Origin of the sequence: Tatumella sp. UCD-D_suzukii (assembly GCF_000611875.2) — a bacterium.
In the GTDB taxonomy this organism is placed as follows: domain Bacteria; phylum Pseudomonadota; class Gammaproteobacteria; order Enterobacterales; family Enterobacteriaceae; genus Tatumella; species Tatumella ptyseos.
The window spans coordinates 35,248-51,706 of sequence record NZ_JFJX01000009.1; the positions used below are offsets into that span (position 1 = coordinate 35,248).

Below are 16,459 nucleotides of genomic sequence, written 5' to 3' on the forward strand. Positions count from 1 at the left end.
AAAGTCCCCTGAGTGTCCTTAAGGCGTGGTCTGTAACTATTGATATACCACGCATTAATGCAGGAGGGCTACTGTTTAAATATGAAAATCATGATGTTATAACCTCCCTGTTGCCCGGGCGAGGGCGAGTTCGAACAGATGAAATGCCTCTTCCAGCTGGGCGTTTGTGGTGACCAGCGGTGCCAGAAACCGGATAACATTCCGGTATAATCCGCAGCGGACCAGCAATAATCCTTCGATACAGGCCGCATCCAGGATAGCCTGCGCCAGAGCGGCATCGCGTTTACCCGTATCGGGGTCGACAATTTCGACCGCGAGCATCAGACCACGACCACGCACATACCGCAGGCAGGCATATTTTTCGCGCATTTGTACTAACCGCTGAGACAATCGCTCACCCAGTAGCAGACTGCGGTTCAGCAGGTCTTCCTCTCCGAGCACTTCAAGGACTGCCAGCGCGGCAGCGCAGGCTAAGGCGTTCCCCCCCTGAGGACTGACCGGCCGGGAGGCATTCATTACCGCACGACGGCCCGTGACTGCCGACATCGGTAAGCCTGTACCCGGGTTGCCGGTGATCACCAGATCCGGCATGACCCCTGACTGTTCATAGGCAAACATCTCGCCGGTGCGGCCGAAGCCACTCTGCAGTTCATCGCAAATCAGTAACATATCGTACTGCCGGCAAATCCGCTGCAGATACTGCATAAATGAAGCCGGAGCCGGGATGATCCCACTCTCACCCTGAATGGGCTCCAGAAGAATGGCAGCGACCTGCCCCGCACGCTCTCCGCCTGCCAGACAGTGCCACAGGGCCGCCCGGCAGTCTGCTTCAGAAATCCCACGCGAGCTGTCGGGATACGGCAGTGAGCAAACGTCGCTGGCCCCGTGTGCTGAGTCCGCCTGCCCGACCGGACTATGGCCGGTCAGCCGGCAGTCTGCCAGAGAAGAGTGATGAAATGCCCCCTCGAAGGTGATAATACCGGGGCGTCCGGTAAATGCCCGGGCACTGTTAACTGCCTGTGCCACCGCGTCTGCCCCGGTATTGAAGAACACCGTCTGAAAGGCTTCGTCGCCGCCCACCAGTTGATTAAGCCGGCAGGCCAGCCGGATATACAAGGGGCTGGCAGCCACGCGGAAGCAGTCGCCGGTGAATTGGTTCAATTGCCGGGTGATGGCAGAGACGACGGCCGGGTGATTATGCCCGATATTCAGTCCGCCGCTACCGCCCGCAAAATCAAGATAACGGGTACCTTCGACATCCCACACCTCTGCGCCGCGCCCTTTCCCGATAACCAACGGATGGACTGTCACAAGTCCGGCGGGGATTTCTCTGTTACGCGCGTCAAGCCAGTGGTCATTACTGGCCGGAAAGGCCGTCATTACTTCGCTCATACACTTTTCCCCGCGACTGATGAGTCACATGATAAAAAGACTGTCTCCCCAGAAATCTGCGCTGCCCTGCATGCGGCAGAGACCCTGTGCCTGAAAATACGTGGCCGGTACGTTACTCTCCGCCCAGCTCGAGTGCGACCAGCTGACGCCACCAGCGCACGCCGTAAGGGATAACCTCATCATTAAAATCGTATTCCGCCTGGTGTAAGGCCGCACCGGGGCCGGAACCCAGCCAGACATACGCTCCCGGTTTCTGCTGCAGCATAAAGGAGAAGTCTTCAGAGGTGAGCGCCGGATGTTCCGCCGTTTGTGCGGACAGGCCCGCGGCCTGAGCGGCCTGCAGAGCAATCCCGGTTTCCCGGGCACTGTTGCAGGTAGCAGGATAATACCGGTGGTAACTGACTTCTGCCGTCAGCCCGTGGGCCGCGCTGATATGACCCGCCATATGCCGTAACTGCCGTTCGATAATGTCCTGTGCCCCGGGGGTGAAAGTACGCACCGTCCCGGTGACGGATGCGTCGGAGGGGATCATATTATGTGAATGCCCCCCCTGAATGCGGGTCACCGTTAATACCGCCGGTTCATACGGTGCCAGTGCCCGGGACACCAGGGTATTCAGTGCCACCACCAGTTCGCTGACCGCCAGCAACGTATCATGGGTCAGATGAGGCTGCGCCGCATGCCCCCCCGTCCCGGTCAGGGTGATATCGAACCGGTCCCCGGCAGCCATGATCGGGCCTGCCCGGCTACGGAACTCCCCGGCCGGTAATTCCGGCCAGTTGTGGATAGCGTAAACAGCATCACACGGGAATCGTTCAAACAGCGCGTCTTCGATCATCGCCCTGGCCCCGGCCAGCCCCTCTTCTGCCGGCTGAAAAATAAAGCAGACGGTACCGGTAAAGTCACGTTCCGCCGCCAGGGCTTCCGCGGCGGCCAGCAGCATGACCGTGTGACCGTCATGCCCGCAGGCATGGGCAATCCCCGGTTGCTGGCTGGCCCAGGGCTGTTTCCCCAGGTCATTCATTGGTAAGGCATCCATATCGGCGCGCAGACCTATCATCCGCGGCCCGTCACGGCCCTTCAGCAGACCAACGACGCCGGTCTTACCGATATTCCGGTGAACTTCTATCCCCAGGCGGTTCAGCTCGTCTGCAATAATCTCTGACGTCTGAAACTCTTTAAAACCTGTTTCAGGGTGCTGATGCAGCCTGTGCCGCAGTTGTATCCATTTATCCGTGATCATTTCATTAATATCCTCGTTCCGGTTCCACCAGACCTGCTATCGGCGCTCCCCGCTGATGACAGCGAATATTCTCCAGCAATACCCTGACCGAGGTTTCCGGCTGTGTCTCACTGGCGATATGCGGGGTTAACCAGAGGGACGGATGCGCCCAGAAAGGGTGGTCTTCCGGTAAGGGTTCCGGGTCGGTCACATCAACAATGGCCTGACTCAGCTGGCCGCTGTCCAGTGCCGTCAGCAAATCGTCATGGTTTAGTTGCTGACCACGGCCGGCATGGATAAGGCCGGCCCCCGCGGGTAACTGCTGAAAGACATCGCGGTTCAGAATACCGCGGGTACGGGAAGTCAGTGGTAACAGACAAACCAGAATGTCACTTTCTGCCAGGAACGGCTGCAGCTCCTCATCACCCGACCAGCAAGTCACCCCGGAGACCGACTTCGGCGTCCGGCTCCACCCTGAACAACGAAAACCCAGAGAAAGCAGTTGCAGCGCGGCGGCCTCCCCCAGCGTCCCCAGCCCCATAATCCCGACCCGGCGGGTTTCTGTCGGAAGGATCCGCCCTTTTTTCCATTCTCTTTTTTGCTGCTGGCGGAGATACATCGGTATCTCACGGTGCAGCGCCAGTACCGAAAAAGTGATGTACGCCGTCATGCTCTGTGCAATGCCGGGTTCAATCATCCTGACGACGCGCACGCCCGGCGGCAGACGGGAATAATCAAACTGATCCGCCCCCGCGCCCACCGAGAAAATCACTTTCAGGTTCGGGAAACACTCGCTCAGGTTGTCCGGCACCGACCAGGTCACCAGATAGTTAACCTGTTGCGGGTCGCCGGTTTCAGGCCACAGATAAAACGGCAGATCCGGCGCGTGCTCTGCAAGCCACGCTTGCCAGATCAGGCCGCGATGCTGATCGGAATCATAGACAATACTCATTAGCCCAACGCCTGTGAAAACAGACCAAAGTCGAGAAATGCCTCCGGACGCTTCTGCCAGGGGGTGCCACGGACCATCATCACCGGGGCATCCACCACCGGCATACCCTGAGCTTTCAGCCAGACGGAGAACGGCCATTCGCCCTGCGTGTCGATACGCACAAATTCATCCTGTAATCTGGCGGCACAGTCACAGAACAGGGTTCTGGCGGCGGCTTCGTCACGAGCCAGTAATGGCCCGACCACGTAACCCCGGCCAAACTTTCTGACAACAGCAAAGCCTGTGATCTCATCTCCGGTCTCCAGCACGGTGATAAACTCTGCTGACCCGGCTAAATCTTCATACAGGGCTGCCCGCCGTAATCCGTGAGCACTGTAGTCATAGTCAATCAGACGGGGTAAGTCATCGGTGGTGGCTGCCCGTAACCGCTGACCGGGTGCAGGTTCCGCGGCCGGGAAAGGCGGCAGAGACGCTGACTGATGCTGATGCATGGGGGACTGCTGCCTGAACCCGTATTTTTCGTACAGACCTTTGCCCATTTCGGTAGCATGTAACCGGACCATGCCCTCCGGCGCTTTTTCCAGCAGCCCTTCCATTAATAGTTTACCGATGCCGCGTCCCTGACACTGAGGGTCGACAATCACCAGCCCAAGGGTATGAGATCCCCCCCAGTGCCAGATCAGGGCACAGCCGACCGTTTTACCGGCCTCTGTGGCCACCAGCCCTTCCCCCAACCGGTACGCCTGCAGCCAGTCTTCCCGGCGGTGTGGCCATTTCACCTGCTGACTGAGTTGGTAGCCGGTTTCCGTATCGTTTTCATTCATCTGACGCAATACAATGCTCATTCTTTCTCCTTACATCATTCCAGGTGCATCAAGATCACTGCCATCAACCAGACGTGCGTAGCGATAAGGTGCGGGGTCAACAATCGGGGTATCCCCGGTCACTAAATCGGCCGCCAGACGGCCCGCGCCCGGGCCGATCCCGAACCCGTGACCACTGTACCCGGCGGAAAGTACCAGCCCCGGGATCTGCCGGACAGTTGAGATCACCGGGATAGCATCCGGGGTACTGTCTATCATCCCGCCCCAGGACTGTGACACACGCAGCCCCTGTAAGGCAGGAAATTCTTTTACCATCGCTGCAAGCCCCTGCCTGACCATGTCGTGGTCGGCTTGCGGATCCAGGATCCTGACCTTTTCAAACGGTGAAACGCCGTCCATCGACCAGCGTGCCAGGGTTTCCGGGCCACGGATAAACGCGGACAGCCCCGGCGCGACGGTTAAATTTTTACGACGTGCGCGGAACGTCTGATAAAAATGCCGGCTGTATTTCAGCCCCTGGAAGCCCGGTTCCAGCCGCCCTTTTCCGGAGACAGAAACGGTATAACCACCATCGGCCTGCGGGCGGCAGGCAAAACTGCCGGTATAAAACGGCGCGGTCACCACCTGGTCGATGGGATGGGTACGAAAGGCTGTGCCGATCACATTTCCCAGAGGCAATTCGAGACCATGCCGGCGGCAAAACAGGGAGGTCCAGACCCCGGCGGCACAGATCACCCCGGAGGTTTTGATCAGTCCCCGCTCGGTGATCACACCGCTGACTTTGCCGGCAGAAATATCCAGACCGCGTACCGCACATTGCTGAAACACCAAAGCGCCCTGCCGCTGTGCCGCCGCCACCAGCCCCGGGGCGGCCTGCGACGGGTCTGCATAGCCATCATCGGGTGAATGGACACCCCCCAGCCAGTCGGTGGTACTGCCCGGGGTCAGGGCTTTTGCCCCGGCAGCATTGAGGATGTGACTGCGGACATCATAATGGCGGGCCATTTTCCCCCAGTTTTCCCAGGCTGCAATTTCCGCCGGGTCGCGGGTGGCGTACACCAGCCCGGATCGGCGAAAGCCGAGTTCTTCGCCGGTTTCTTCATTCAGTTCCTGCCAGCGCTGCAAGGCGTGAATAATCAACGGTAATTCCCGTTCATCACGATTCTGCTGGCGACACCAGCCCCAGTTACGGCTGGATTGTTCCGCACCGACCAGCCCTTTTTCGATAATCACCACCCTGAGTCCCTTGCGGGTTAATTCCCAGGCCGCGGCCGAACCGGAGAGCCCGGCCCCGATAATCACCACATCGGCGGCATCCGGGAAATGGGGGCTGTCCTGTACATATCTTATCAATGCCGGCATAAAAAAATTATCCTCTGTTAAGCAGTGACACCGGTTTTAACGACATCCTGATGTTCATCCAGCCAGCCCTGGCGCAGTTCCGGCACCGCCCGTTTTAACCGTTCAAAGTAGAGTTCACTCGACGGTTTTGCGTAGTCCTCACGTGCAATCTGCGTCACAATCCGCCCTTGCTGCATCACTACAATGTCATCGCACACAGCCCGGATGGCATGCATATCATGGCTGATAAACAACACCGAAAGATTAAACCGGCGTCTGAGGTCGGCTATCAGGTCCAGGATCGCCGCCGCGACCACGGTATCCAGCGCTGACGTCACTTCATCGCAGATGATAATTTCCGGGTTGGCGGCCAGTGCGCGGGCAAGATTGACCCGTTGTTTCTGACCGCCGGACAATGAGGCAGGTTTACGATGGCGAACGGTGTCCGGTAACCTGACCAGATCCAGTAATTCTGAAATCCGCTGTTCCAGCGCGGCTCCGCGCAGCTTAAAAAAGTACTGCAACGGACGACTGAGGATCGCGGCCACAGTGTGTGCCGGATTCAGTGCCGTGTCCGCCATCTGAAAAACATACTGTATTTGCTGTAATTCCCGGACACTGCGCTGTCCGAGGTCACGGGAAATATAATGATGATTAAAAAGTAAATGCCCCGACCAGGCCGGATTGATGCCGGCGATGGCCTGTGCCAGCGTTGTTTTACCGGACCCGGATTCGCCGATGATCCCCACGGCCTGACCTTTCCACAGCCTGAGCTGAATATTCTCACTGATGCGGATTTTCGGGATGCCTTCGCTATTACGTGGCCCGTAACCGGCACACAAATCACGCACTTCCAGTAACGGATGCACATCTCCATGATCCCTGCTCCAGCCGCCGGGCCGCATCACCTGGCGTGCCGCGTCCATGAGCTGGAGCGTATAAGGCTGGCGGGCGTGGCTGAGCAGTTGCGCGGCCGGGCCGTATTCGACGATTTTTCCGCGTTGCAAAACCATAATCTGGTCTGCCATCTGCGCGACAACCGCGAGGTCATGGCTGACATAAATGGCCGTCATTTTGCGTGTTGAGACAATCTTACGAAACAGTTTCAGGACTTCCACCTGGGTGGTCACGTCCAGTGCGGTGGTCGGCTCATCGAGAATAATGACCTGCGGGTCTGCCATCAAAGCCATAGCCGTCATTAAACGCTGTAACTGCCCGCCGGACACCTGGTGCGGATAGCGCTGACCGATAGTCTCCGGGTCCGGCAAGGCCAGTTCTTTGAACAGGCCGATCGCTTTTTCCCGCGCTTGTGCTTTACTCATTTTTCCGTGGATCAGTACCGGTTCGGTGACCTGATCGATAATTTTCATGCCCGGGTTGAACGACGCGGCGGCGCTTTGCGCGATATAAGCGACGTTATCCCCGCGAAATGCCCGCAACTGTGCCGGCGACAGCGCACTAACATCGCTGCCGGCGACCTGGACTTTCCCCGCGGTCACCCGGCAACCTTGACGGGCATAGCCCATCAGCGCCATTGCGATAGTCGTTTTTCCCGACCCGGACTCACCAATCAATGCCAGCACTTCCCCTTTTCTGACCGAGAAACTGATACCGCTAACCAGCTCAGTTTCCACTCCGTGATTGATGGCACAGACCTGCAGGTTATCGACCGACACCACCGCATTATCAGGATAGAAAGACACTGTCATACCTCCTCCTTCGCCAGCGCCAGCGTCGTCGGACGCAGACTTTGCAGACTGTCAATAAACAGGTTAACCCCGATGGTCAGGCTGGCTATCGCCAGCGCCGGCATCAGGACCGCCGGTGAACCGTTAAATAATCCCTGCATGTTTTCGCGGACCAGCGTTCCCCAGTCAGCCTGGGGGGGCTGTACGCCCAGTCCCAGGAAGCTGAGCCCGCTCAGCAGCAGGACGATATAAATAAATCTGAGGCCAAAATCTGCCAGCATCGGATGGATCATATTCGGCAGAATTTCAAAAAGCGCGATATAGGCCCGGCTTTCTCCGCGTAGTTGCGACACCCTGACGTAGTCCATGTTCCGTAACTGGCTGGCCAGGGCAAAGGCTATCCGATAGGCACCGGGCCAGTAGGTAAATACCGCCGTAACGATCAGCATCGGCAACGACGAACCAAAAACGGCGACAATCATCAGTGACAGGACTTTGCCGGGCAGAACCAGTAAAGCGTCATTGACTCGCCCGAGAATTTCTTCCAGCCAGCGGCCACTGACCGCCGCCAGCAGAGCCAGCAAGGTACCCACCACACTGGCCAGCACGGCCGCCGTCAGGGCAAGCCCGAGCGTATAGCGACTGCCATACAGGATGCGGGTCAGGATATCGCGCCCCAGATAATCGGTTCCCAGCCAGAACCTGGCAGAAAATCCACTGAACAGAGGCCCGCTGCCGATATCATTCACCGGATACGGGGCGATTTTGCTGCCCAGGATCGCCATCACTACCCAGAACAGCGTGATCAGTAACCCCAGCTTTCCGGAAAACCTGAGCGACTGAAAAAAAGACCATGCGGTGGAAAGGTATCTCATGAGCTCCTCCACTTCGGGTTAAAAGCGATAGTGATGATATCCGCGACCAGCAATAACAGCAGATAACAGGCGGCGAACAGCATGACGCAAATCTGTACTACCGGCAGATCCCGGTTACTGACCGCATCCACCAACTGGCTGGCCAGTCCGGGGTAATTAAAGATCGTTTCAATAATGATGACGCCGCCAAACAGATAAGACAGGCTGAGCGAGATGGCATTGGCGATAGCCCCGGCAGCATTGGGTAAGGCATGACGAAGCACGGCCCGGGCCGGTGACACGCCTTTGAGCAGTGCCATTTCCACATAGGGGCTGTCGAGCTGACTGATGATCGCCGAACGTGTCATTCTGGCCATTTGCGCCGTCAGTACACAACATAAGGTCAGCACCGGCAGTGCGTAAGCCTGAATAAAACTCATCAGATCCACATTCGGGCTGCCAAATGACATCGCAGAAACCCAATGCAGCCTGACGGCAAACACCATTACCGCGACGGTCGCTATCAGAAACTCAGGCACTGCAACCGTAGCCATAGTGCAGGTCACCAGAGCCTTATCGACCCATTTATCACGCTGCATGGCAGCAGAAAAACCGATAAACAGCGCCAGCGGGACAGACACCAGGGTCGTGACCGCGGCCAGTTCGAGCGTGGCCGGGATCCTCGGGGAGATCAGCTCAGAGACCGGTAACCGGCTGGCGTAAGAAACCCCGAAGTTCCCCTGTATCAGGCCGGTAAACCAGTGGTAATAGCGCACCGGCAAGGGCTGATCCAGCCCCAGCTGGTGGCGTAAAGCCGTCACCGTTTCAGGTGTCGCATTTTGTCCGAGGATCATTTGTGCGGCATCACCGGGTAATAAACTGGTGATAAAAAACACCACCATGGAAACGATGAGCAGCGTCAGAATGCCCGACCCGATCCGTCGGGCGATCAGCAACATCATAAAACGGTTCATGGGCTTCTCCTTGTTAATCAGGCGGTCAGCCACACATTTTCGTGGAAACGGTACCCCATCATCATGCCTGACGGGCTGGACGCCAGCCCTTTCACCCGGTGGCTGTAACCATCCAGCGAGCTGACAAAAACAGGCACCAGTGTGCCGCAATGGTTGTAGATCAGCGTCTGCATGTCCCCGTACATCTGTTTGCGTTTAGCCTCATCACGAACGCCGCGCGCGGCCACCACCAGCTGATCAAACTGCGGGTTATGCCATTTTGATTCGTTGTTTGCCGCCGTGGAGAGATAGAACTGAGAAAACAACAGGTCGACCGTCGGCCGTGGATTAACCGATCCGTACCCGATAGGATCTTTCATCCAGTGTGTCGACCAGTAGCCTTCATAAGGAACACGGCGCACATTAATATTCAGCCCGGCGTTACGGGCAATATTCTGCATCATCAGCGCCCCTTCCTCGGCGGCGTCCAGGGTCGGTGCGGTGACCACTTCAACACTGGCTCCGCTCATCCCTGCTTTCTTCAGATAGAAACGGGCTTTATCGGTATCGATCGGCCGGGGTTTGAGATCCGCATTGTACAGCGGATGCCAGGGGGGCACCGGGGTATCATTGCCGGGGGTGCCGTAGCCCAGTAACGCGGTATTGACCATCATCTCCCGGGGCTGGAGATATTTCATCGCCATCACGAAATCTTCATTTTTGCCCGGGGTGATATCTGTGCGGATAATCAGGTCGGTATACATTCCCGATTTACTTTCCAGAACGCCAAACTGCCCGCCACTGTTTTTTAACCGCTGCGCATAATCCGGGCTGATCGCCGAGCAGATATGTAAATCACCGGACATCAGTCCGTTAACGCGGGCGGCCTGATCCGGGACGCCCAGCAGTTCAATGTCGTCAAGATGAGGCAGTCCGGGCTTCCAGTAAGCGGTGTTACGTTTTCCGAGGGTATGCAACCCGGGGACGAAGGCCTGACAGACAAACGGCCCGGTGCCGATCCCTTTGTTAAAATCGGTGGTGTCTGCCGGCACAATCAGGAACGCAGGCATCGCCAGCATCAGCGGCAGGTCAAAATTCGGCCCCTGCAGAACAATCTCGACCTGCTGCGGGCTGACGGCGGTCAGCGTTTTAAACTGTTGCGCCAGGCTAAACACACTGGAGGCGACGGAAGGATCCTTATGCCGGGACAAAGACCAGACAACATCGTCAGCCGTCAGGCTTTTACCGTTATGGAAGGTGACCCCTTTGCGGAGCGTGATCTGCCAGCGGATGCCGTCATCCGACTGCAGTGCGGTCGCCAGTGCTGGGGTGGCGACTAATGTCTGGTTAATTTCGGTTAACCCGTTATAGAACATATACTGGCGGGTATAGTCTGCGCTGTTGTTGGCTTTTGCCGGGTCCAGGGTATCGGTGGCTGACGAGTTCGACATAGCCGCCCGCATTTTTCCGCCTTTTACCGGCACTTCCGCGGCCAGGACACTGGCAGAGAAACCGGGCAGGCCGCTGCCGATCACGGCCCCGACAGAGAGGAGCTTAATCAGGTCACGCCGGGAAAGGGATCCCCGGTTCAGGGAACGGGTTAACGTGTGCTGGTTCGGAAAATCTTTATCATCTTTGCTCATCGACGCTCTCCGCAATTGGAACGATTCAGTTAGAACAGGCGATCTTTCGCTTTGTAATACAACCCGGTCAGTGGCAGAAACCAGGGCTTGCCGAAATAGCCAGGCACCGGTGCCCAGGGTTTATCATTCCAGGGGTTGTTGTCTGCCCGGCCACTGATAAGGTCTGCCATGACATTCCCCATCCATACCGACATCTGGGTACCGTGACCGCTGTACCCCATGGTGTAATACACGCCATTTTCTTCTCCGGCATGGGGCAGCCTGTCGGCACTCATATCCACCATCCCTCCCCAGCAGTAATCCACCGGTGCAGAGGCCAGTGCCGGAAAGACCTTGCCCATGGCACTGCGCAGTATTTCTCCGCTACGGCTGTCTGAGGCAGGATTGCTGATGGCAAAACGTGCCCGGCCGCCGAATACCAGCCGGTGATCGGCAGTGGTACGGAAATAATTACCGATATTCATTGAGTTAACGTAGGTTCGGTCATGAGGCAGTAACCGGTGCAACAGATCCGGGGCCAGCGGTGCGGTCACGATAATAAAACTACCCACCGGTACAATGCGCCGCTGAACCCAGGGGAAAGGCCCGTCAGATGAACAACCGGTCGCCAGTAAGACTTTATCGGCGATGATGTCCCCTTTGGCGGTAGATATCCGGTGGCGCTGACCGGAGAGGCGGGTCATCGCCGTGACCGCGTGATGTTCATAAATACGGGCACCGTGGCGTACCGCGGCCTCTGCCAGACCGACCCCGAATTTCCCCATATGCATACTGGCACCGCGCTGTTGCAGTAATCCACCGTGGAAGGCCTGACTGTCAATTTCTCGGCCAATGTCTGCCGCGGAGATAAGCTCGACCTCCGGGTCCACCGTTTTACGCATCAGCTCACAGGCTGCCCGCAATCCGTCGAAATGGGCCGGTTTACTGGCCAGCTTGAGTTTTCCGCAGAACCGGAAGTCACAGGCAATGTCTTCCTCTTTGACGATCCCGCTGACATAATTCACCGCAGAATCGTAGGCGCGGTACATTTCAGAGGCTTTTTCCAGTCCTTTTCTGGCCACCAGGTCGGCGAAGCTTTTGGCAATGCCACTGTTGCAATGGCCCCCGTTTCTGGCCGAGGCTTCGCTCATAATGCCGTTTTTTTCCAGAACCACGACATCAATCCCCTGCTTAGCCAGACTGCGGGCCGCAGAGATCCCGCTGAATCCTCCGCCGATGATCACGACATCTGCCCGTTCAGGTAATGGCGTTTGTGCTGCCCCCTTAAACACCGGGGCATTGGCCTGCCAGAAAGATTCCAGTTTCATCAGTCTGCTCCCGGGTTACATGCCAACAACCGCAGGCAGTTCGTTGATGCCATTGATTTCTGTGTAACGGTAGCCCGGGTTACCTGGCTCATGTCCGCGGTTTACAAAGACTTTGTGGGTGATCCCCAGGTCATCCGCCGTCATCAGGTCGTAACGTAAGCTGGAGGAGACATGCAGGATCTCTTCCGGACCACAGCCCAGTTTATTCAGCATGTATTCAAAGCCCTGCATATGCGGCTTATAGGCACCGGTCTCTTCCGCGGTGATCGCCATATGGATAGGTGCGCCCAGCCGCGGAATATGGTGCGGGATCAGGTCTTTCATGGAGTTGGTCAGCAGGACTAACGGAAATTCTTTCGCCAGTACAGCCAACCCTTCCGGCACATCCGGATGCGGCCCCCAGGTAGCACAGTCGCTGTAGATGTAATCGGTATCTGCCGGTTGCCAGTCGACTCCCCACTTCCTGCAGGCACGCTGCAGGGCCTGGCTGACCACGTCGTAGTAGGGCTTCCACGCCCCGAGAACTTCATCCAACCGGTAGGAGGAGAAATCGCGGATAAAGGCAGGCATCACATCCGCGGGTACACGGTCGGCGAAACGCCGCGAGGCGGCCCCCGCCATATCGAAATTAATCAGCGTGCCATAACAATCAAACGTGATAAATTTAGGTTTGAAAACGCCCATGATATTCTCCTGCTTGAGGTAGTGAGTTAGAAATCGATTAAAACGCTTTTTTGCCGCTGACAGGCCTGGAAAGCCTGCTTACCCAGGTCCTTACCTATCCCTGACCCCATAAAACCGCCGGTCGGAATAATAAAGTCTCCGCTCCGGCCGTAGCGATTGACCCACACGGTGCCGGCATCCAGTGACTTTATGGCGCGCAGCGCGACCGCCAGCGTTGAGGTATGTACTCCGGCACAGAGGCCATAGGTCTCATGCCGGCACAGCGCAAGCCCCTCTTCTTCATCGTCAAATAACTGGAGAGTGAGCACCGGGCCGAAGATTTCTTCGCGCACCGCACAATTCTCGCGACTGACCCCGCTGAGCAACGTCGGCCGGTAAAACCAGCCTTCGCCGGTACCTGCAAAACGTTCACCCCCGGTCAACACTTCGGCCCCCTGCTCACGGGCAAGCGCCACAATCCCGGCGACTTTTTCGCCCTGACGGTGATCGATTAGCGGGGAGTAGCGGCTGCTTTCAAGCCAGGTATTGCCCGGCGTCACCTGACTGCACAGCCTGATAAGATGTTCCGTCACCGCCGGGGCGATGCCGCGCTGAATGACCAGCCGGGTCCCGGCAACGCAGGCCTGGCCGCCGTTGGCGGTAAAGCCGCGGAAGATACGTAAGGCGATGGCTTGCGGGTCACCGGCATCATCGAACACCAGTTGCGGACTTTTACCGCCGAGTTCGAGGGTAACGGGTTTCATACCATGGACCGCCGCATCGCTCATTATTCCGGCGCCTGTGGCGGTTGACCCGGTGAAGGAGACTTTCCTGACCAGCGGATGCTTCACCAGTGCACTGCCGGTGAGCTGACCGCGGCCCTGGACGATATTCAGCACCCCGGCCGGTAACCCTGCCCTGACCGCCAGTTCTGCCATGCGTGCGGTCGAAAAAGGGGTCAGTTCAGACGGTTTCAGTACCACGGCGTTGCCCGCCGCCAGGGCCGGCCCGCATTTCCAGGAGGCCATTGATAGCGGAAAGTTCCAGGGGGTGATCGCCCCGACCACCCCGTAAGGCTCAGGGATCACCATGCCAAGGCTGTGGCTGGCGGTCGGCAGCAGGTCGCCACTGTATTTGTCGGCACATTCACCGTAGAAACGGATAGCCGCCGCCGTAAACGGAATTTCATGCTGCATCACCTCCGTCACCGGTCGGGTGGAGCCTGCCGCTTCGAGCCGCCCTAAATAGTCGCTGTCCTGCTCAATCAGATCGGCCCAGCGGCGCATCACCGCCCCGCGTTCACGCGGAGAACAGGCAGACCAGCCACTTTCCTGACGGGCGTTTTCCGCAATATTCACCGCATCATCGACGTCATTAATTCCGGCTTCTGACAGTGAGGCATAAGTTTTGCCATCTGAAGGACGATTGACCGCGAGACTGCCCTCTTTCATTTTGAGGTATTCGCCGCCAATAAAATTCCCTTCAGGGATATCAATTTTATCCGGATCAAAACTCAGCATATATTTACCTTTATTTTAAACAGGAGATGAAAGTGAGAATTCATTACGCCGCTGTCTTCCCTGTGATTAATGCAGAAGGCGTGCCAGATATTTAAAAAATTTAATGCGTTTCATGAAGGGCAAAAAAAAATTTAATGCCGAATCCCGAAGTCAGTTAACGGTAAATTTTTGGTTATTTGTAACCTCATGATTTACATAGGCTTATAAAAATCTTCTTCCGCTTATCCATTGTGCAGCACTGCACCGGCAGAGTGCAGTGTGGCTTGCCGGCAGAGAAATACGTTGATCCCGGGGATTTATAAATAAGAAAATCATCTGTATTTTCCTTTTCCTCTCCGGAGTAATAAACCATTCCTATCGGGCACCGAATCGCACCCTGCCCGGATTGTTCCTCCCGCAGAAAACAGATAATAAGAATATTTACTGATAAGAATTTACTATCGCTGTACATATTTATTGAGACCCTTCACCCGCGCCCCGATGAGTTCCGCGTCTGACGAACCTTAATAAATTTGAGCGGCATTTTAACGGTACTGTTGCAAAGTTAGCTGGGGCATTCTGCGGTGGCAGAGCCAGAAGATTTGGGTGACGTACTGACTGCAAAAAATAAAGGATGCGTATGAAAATCGAGATCTGCCGGGATTCGGATATTCCAGATCTGGCGAGACTTTTTGTCGAAATGGAATCTTATTACTTCGGGAATGAAGCTGCCAGTTATGACGAAATGCTGCCTTATCTGACCAACAGCGTTTTCTCCGCCTATTCAGGTGTAAACGTTCCGGGAGCATGGAAAGAGGGTGCGCTCGTCGGATTTGCCACGTTCACGCTGATGTTCCCTGCGCCAAAGTGTTCCGGGCAGGCATACATGAAAGATCTCTTCACATCAGCAGCGTGAGGGGCCAAGGGTTCGGTAAATCACTCATGCGATTTATTGCGGCTTTCGCAGTTGAACATGGCTGCACTCGTTTTGATTGGACCGCTGAAACAAGCAACCCGAAAGCTGCCGACTTTTACTTGTCACTTGGGGCTGTTATGGTCGAAGAAAAGCAGTATTTCCGATTAGATAATCAGCGTTTAGCTGCCTTTGCTATTCAGGACGCACATTCCTGAAGTCCATTCCGGCTGCGCACGTCAGGTCACTGTCGGGATGTTGTGGTAAATGGCATCACTTCAGCGGACTGTTCTCCACGCAGCGGATACCGGAAAGCCACTCATTATCGGGATCCCAACTTCCACGAGTTATAGTGTAAGAGTTGTCTTCGTTACGATTCTCTCCTCTTGTTACTTTTCTCGTACCATTTTCAGGACCTTGTGGGTCTTTTTTAGGAGAATGGAGGTAGTAGTCTTTCGCATACCAATCTTTTATCCAGTCAGCGCCATTCCCCATCATGTCGTACAAACCCAGGGGGGTTGGGGGATAGCTGCCTACCGGTTTTTTAAATGAGTTATCAGTACGAAAGTCGTCGGCAAAATTTCGGGATTTATCAGAGTGATCATGCCATTTGTTGTCACTGTTCGCGTAAATAATAAATTGTCCCCGACTGCGTGCTGCATATTCCCACTGTGCTTCGGTGGGGAGATCCATATTGCGGCCGCTTATTTTACCCAGCCACTGACAGTAGTTGCGGGCATCCTGCCAATTAGACTTTGCTGGATAAGAGTTGCTGATAGAAATTTTATCGGTCTGAAAATCCCGGGATTTTAGATCCATTATCGATCTGTAATAGTTTGTTTTATCTCGTCCCTGTATTGATAACCAGCGGTTAAACTCTCCCCAGGTGATGCGATATTTCCCTATACGAAAGTCGGACAGCGTAACCGGATGAAGGGGAGTGTCCAGGTCGAAGTTGTAGGGCAGTTTTTCAGCCACCAGAGGGCCAAAATCTCCCATCTGAAACTCACCGCCTTTCACTGTCACCAGATTATCCAGTGAAGTACGGACCAGTGCGTCCTGGTCGGCTTTATTTTTTTGTTCATCACGACAGCCGGTGATGACGACCAGAACCAGTGCTGTCAGGCTAAGGCGTGAAAGAGTCTGTCCGGTCATGGTTTATCGTCCGTGTTGGGTAATGATGTAGGTGGTACAGCTGTGCAGGAGTG

The 16,459-nt window shown here is 56.0% G+C and carries 15 protein-coding genes; 2 read left to right on the forward strand and 13 right to left on the reverse strand.

Annotated features, from left to right (window positions below; translation table 11 throughout):
* Positions 1-96: 96 nt before the first annotated feature.
* The 12 genes from CG67_RS03900 to CG67_RS03955 all read right to left on the reverse strand — a co-directional run bounded on the left by CG67_RS03900 (position 97) and on the right by CG67_RS03955 (position 14,359).
* Entirely contained in the window at positions 97-1,392 is a 1,296-nt protein-coding gene (locus CG67_RS03900) for an aspartate aminotransferase family protein (protein WP_025901680.1), read from the reverse strand.
* A 112-nt stretch (positions 1,393-1,504) separates the two neighbouring features.
* Positions 1,505-2,635, reverse strand: coding sequence for a M20 aminoacylase family protein (locus tag CG67_RS03905; protein ID WP_025901681.1), 1,131 nt, complete (start codon positions 2,633-2,635; stop codon positions 1,505-1,507).
* 4 nt (positions 2,636-2,639) lie between these two features.
* Positions 2,640-3,566 carry a glyoxylate/hydroxypyruvate reductase A gene (locus CG67_RS03910; protein WP_025901682.1) on the reverse strand — a complete coding sequence of 309 codons (927 nt, stop codon included), beginning with the start codon at positions 3,564-3,566 and terminating at the stop codon, positions 2,640-2,642.
* Positions 3,566-4,411, reverse strand: a complete 846-nt coding sequence (locus CG67_RS03915; RefSeq protein WP_025901683.1) for a GNAT family N-acetyltransferase — start codon at positions 4,409-4,411, stop codon at positions 3,566-3,568. The genes CG67_RS03910 and CG67_RS03915 overlap by 1 nt, the downstream gene beginning before the upstream one ends.
* Positions 4,412-4,420: 9 nt before the next feature.
* Positions 4,421-5,752: an FAD-binding oxidoreductase gene (locus CG67_RS03920; protein WP_025901684.1), complete on the reverse strand. Its 1,332-nt coding sequence runs from the start codon at positions 5,750-5,752 to the stop codon at positions 4,421-4,423.
* 17 nt (positions 5,753-5,769) lie between these two features.
* Positions 5,770-7,440 (reverse strand): ABC transporter ATP-binding protein, encoded by a 1,671-nt coding sequence (locus tag CG67_RS03925; RefSeq protein ID WP_025901685.1) that lies wholly within the window; start codon positions 7,438-7,440, stop codon positions 5,770-5,772.
* Entirely contained in the window at positions 7,437-8,294 is an 858-nt protein-coding gene (locus CG67_RS03930; RefSeq protein ID WP_025901686.1) for an ABC transporter permease, read from the reverse strand. Before CG67_RS03930 ends, CG67_RS03925 begins: the two co-directional genes overlap by 4 nt.
* Entirely contained in the window at positions 8,291-9,247 is a 957-nt protein-coding gene (locus CG67_RS03935) for an ABC transporter permease (protein ID WP_025901687.1), read from the reverse strand. The genes CG67_RS03930 and CG67_RS03935 overlap by 4 nt, the downstream gene beginning before the upstream one ends.
* 17 nt (positions 9,248-9,264) lie before the next feature.
* Positions 9,265-10,869: an ABC transporter substrate-binding protein gene (locus CG67_RS03940; RefSeq protein WP_025901688.1), complete on the reverse strand. Its 1,605-nt coding sequence runs from the start codon at positions 10,867-10,869 to the stop codon at positions 9,265-9,267.
* A gap of 29 nt (positions 10,870-10,898) precedes the next feature.
* On the reverse strand, positions 10,899-12,176 hold the full coding sequence (locus tag CG67_RS03945; protein WP_025901689.1) for an FAD-binding oxidoreductase: 1,278 nt from the start codon (positions 12,174-12,176) through the stop codon (positions 10,899-10,901).
* 15 nt (positions 12,177-12,191) lie between these two features.
* A complete protein-coding gene (locus CG67_RS03950; RefSeq protein WP_025901690.1) occupies positions 12,192-12,860 on the reverse strand; it encodes a haloacid dehalogenase type II in 669 nt (222 codons plus the stop codon).
* Positions 12,861-12,886: 26 nt separating this feature from the next.
* Positions 12,887-14,359, reverse strand: coding sequence for an aldehyde dehydrogenase (locus CG67_RS03955; protein WP_025901691.1), 1,473 nt, complete (start codon positions 14,357-14,359; stop codon positions 12,887-12,889).
* Positions 14,360-14,978: 619 nt separating this feature from the next.
* Between CG67_RS03955 and CG67_RS18475 the strand changes: the two genes are divergently transcribed.
* Together CG67_RS18475 and CG67_RS18480 are read left to right on the forward strand one after the other, a co-directional pair.
* Positions 14,979-15,254, forward strand: a complete 276-nt coding sequence (locus tag CG67_RS18475) for an acetyltransferase (protein WP_235501097.1) — start codon at positions 14,979-14,981, stop codon at positions 15,252-15,254.
* A gap of 26 nt (positions 15,255-15,280) precedes the next feature.
* The gene (locus tag CG67_RS18480) at positions 15,281-15,469 is read left to right on the forward strand and encodes a GNAT family N-acetyltransferase (protein ID WP_235501098.1); all 189 of its coding nucleotides are present in this window, start codon (positions 15,281-15,283) and stop codon (positions 15,467-15,469) included.
* A 55-nt stretch (positions 15,470-15,524) separates the two neighbouring features.
* Here CG67_RS18480 and CG67_RS03965 read toward each other — a convergent pair whose 3' ends face one another.
* On the reverse strand, positions 15,525-16,406 hold the full coding sequence (locus CG67_RS03965; protein ID WP_025901692.1) for an SUMF1/EgtB/PvdO family nonheme iron enzyme: 882 nt from the start codon (positions 16,404-16,406) through the stop codon (positions 15,525-15,527).
* Between the last annotated feature and the right edge of the window lie 53 nt (positions 16,407-16,459).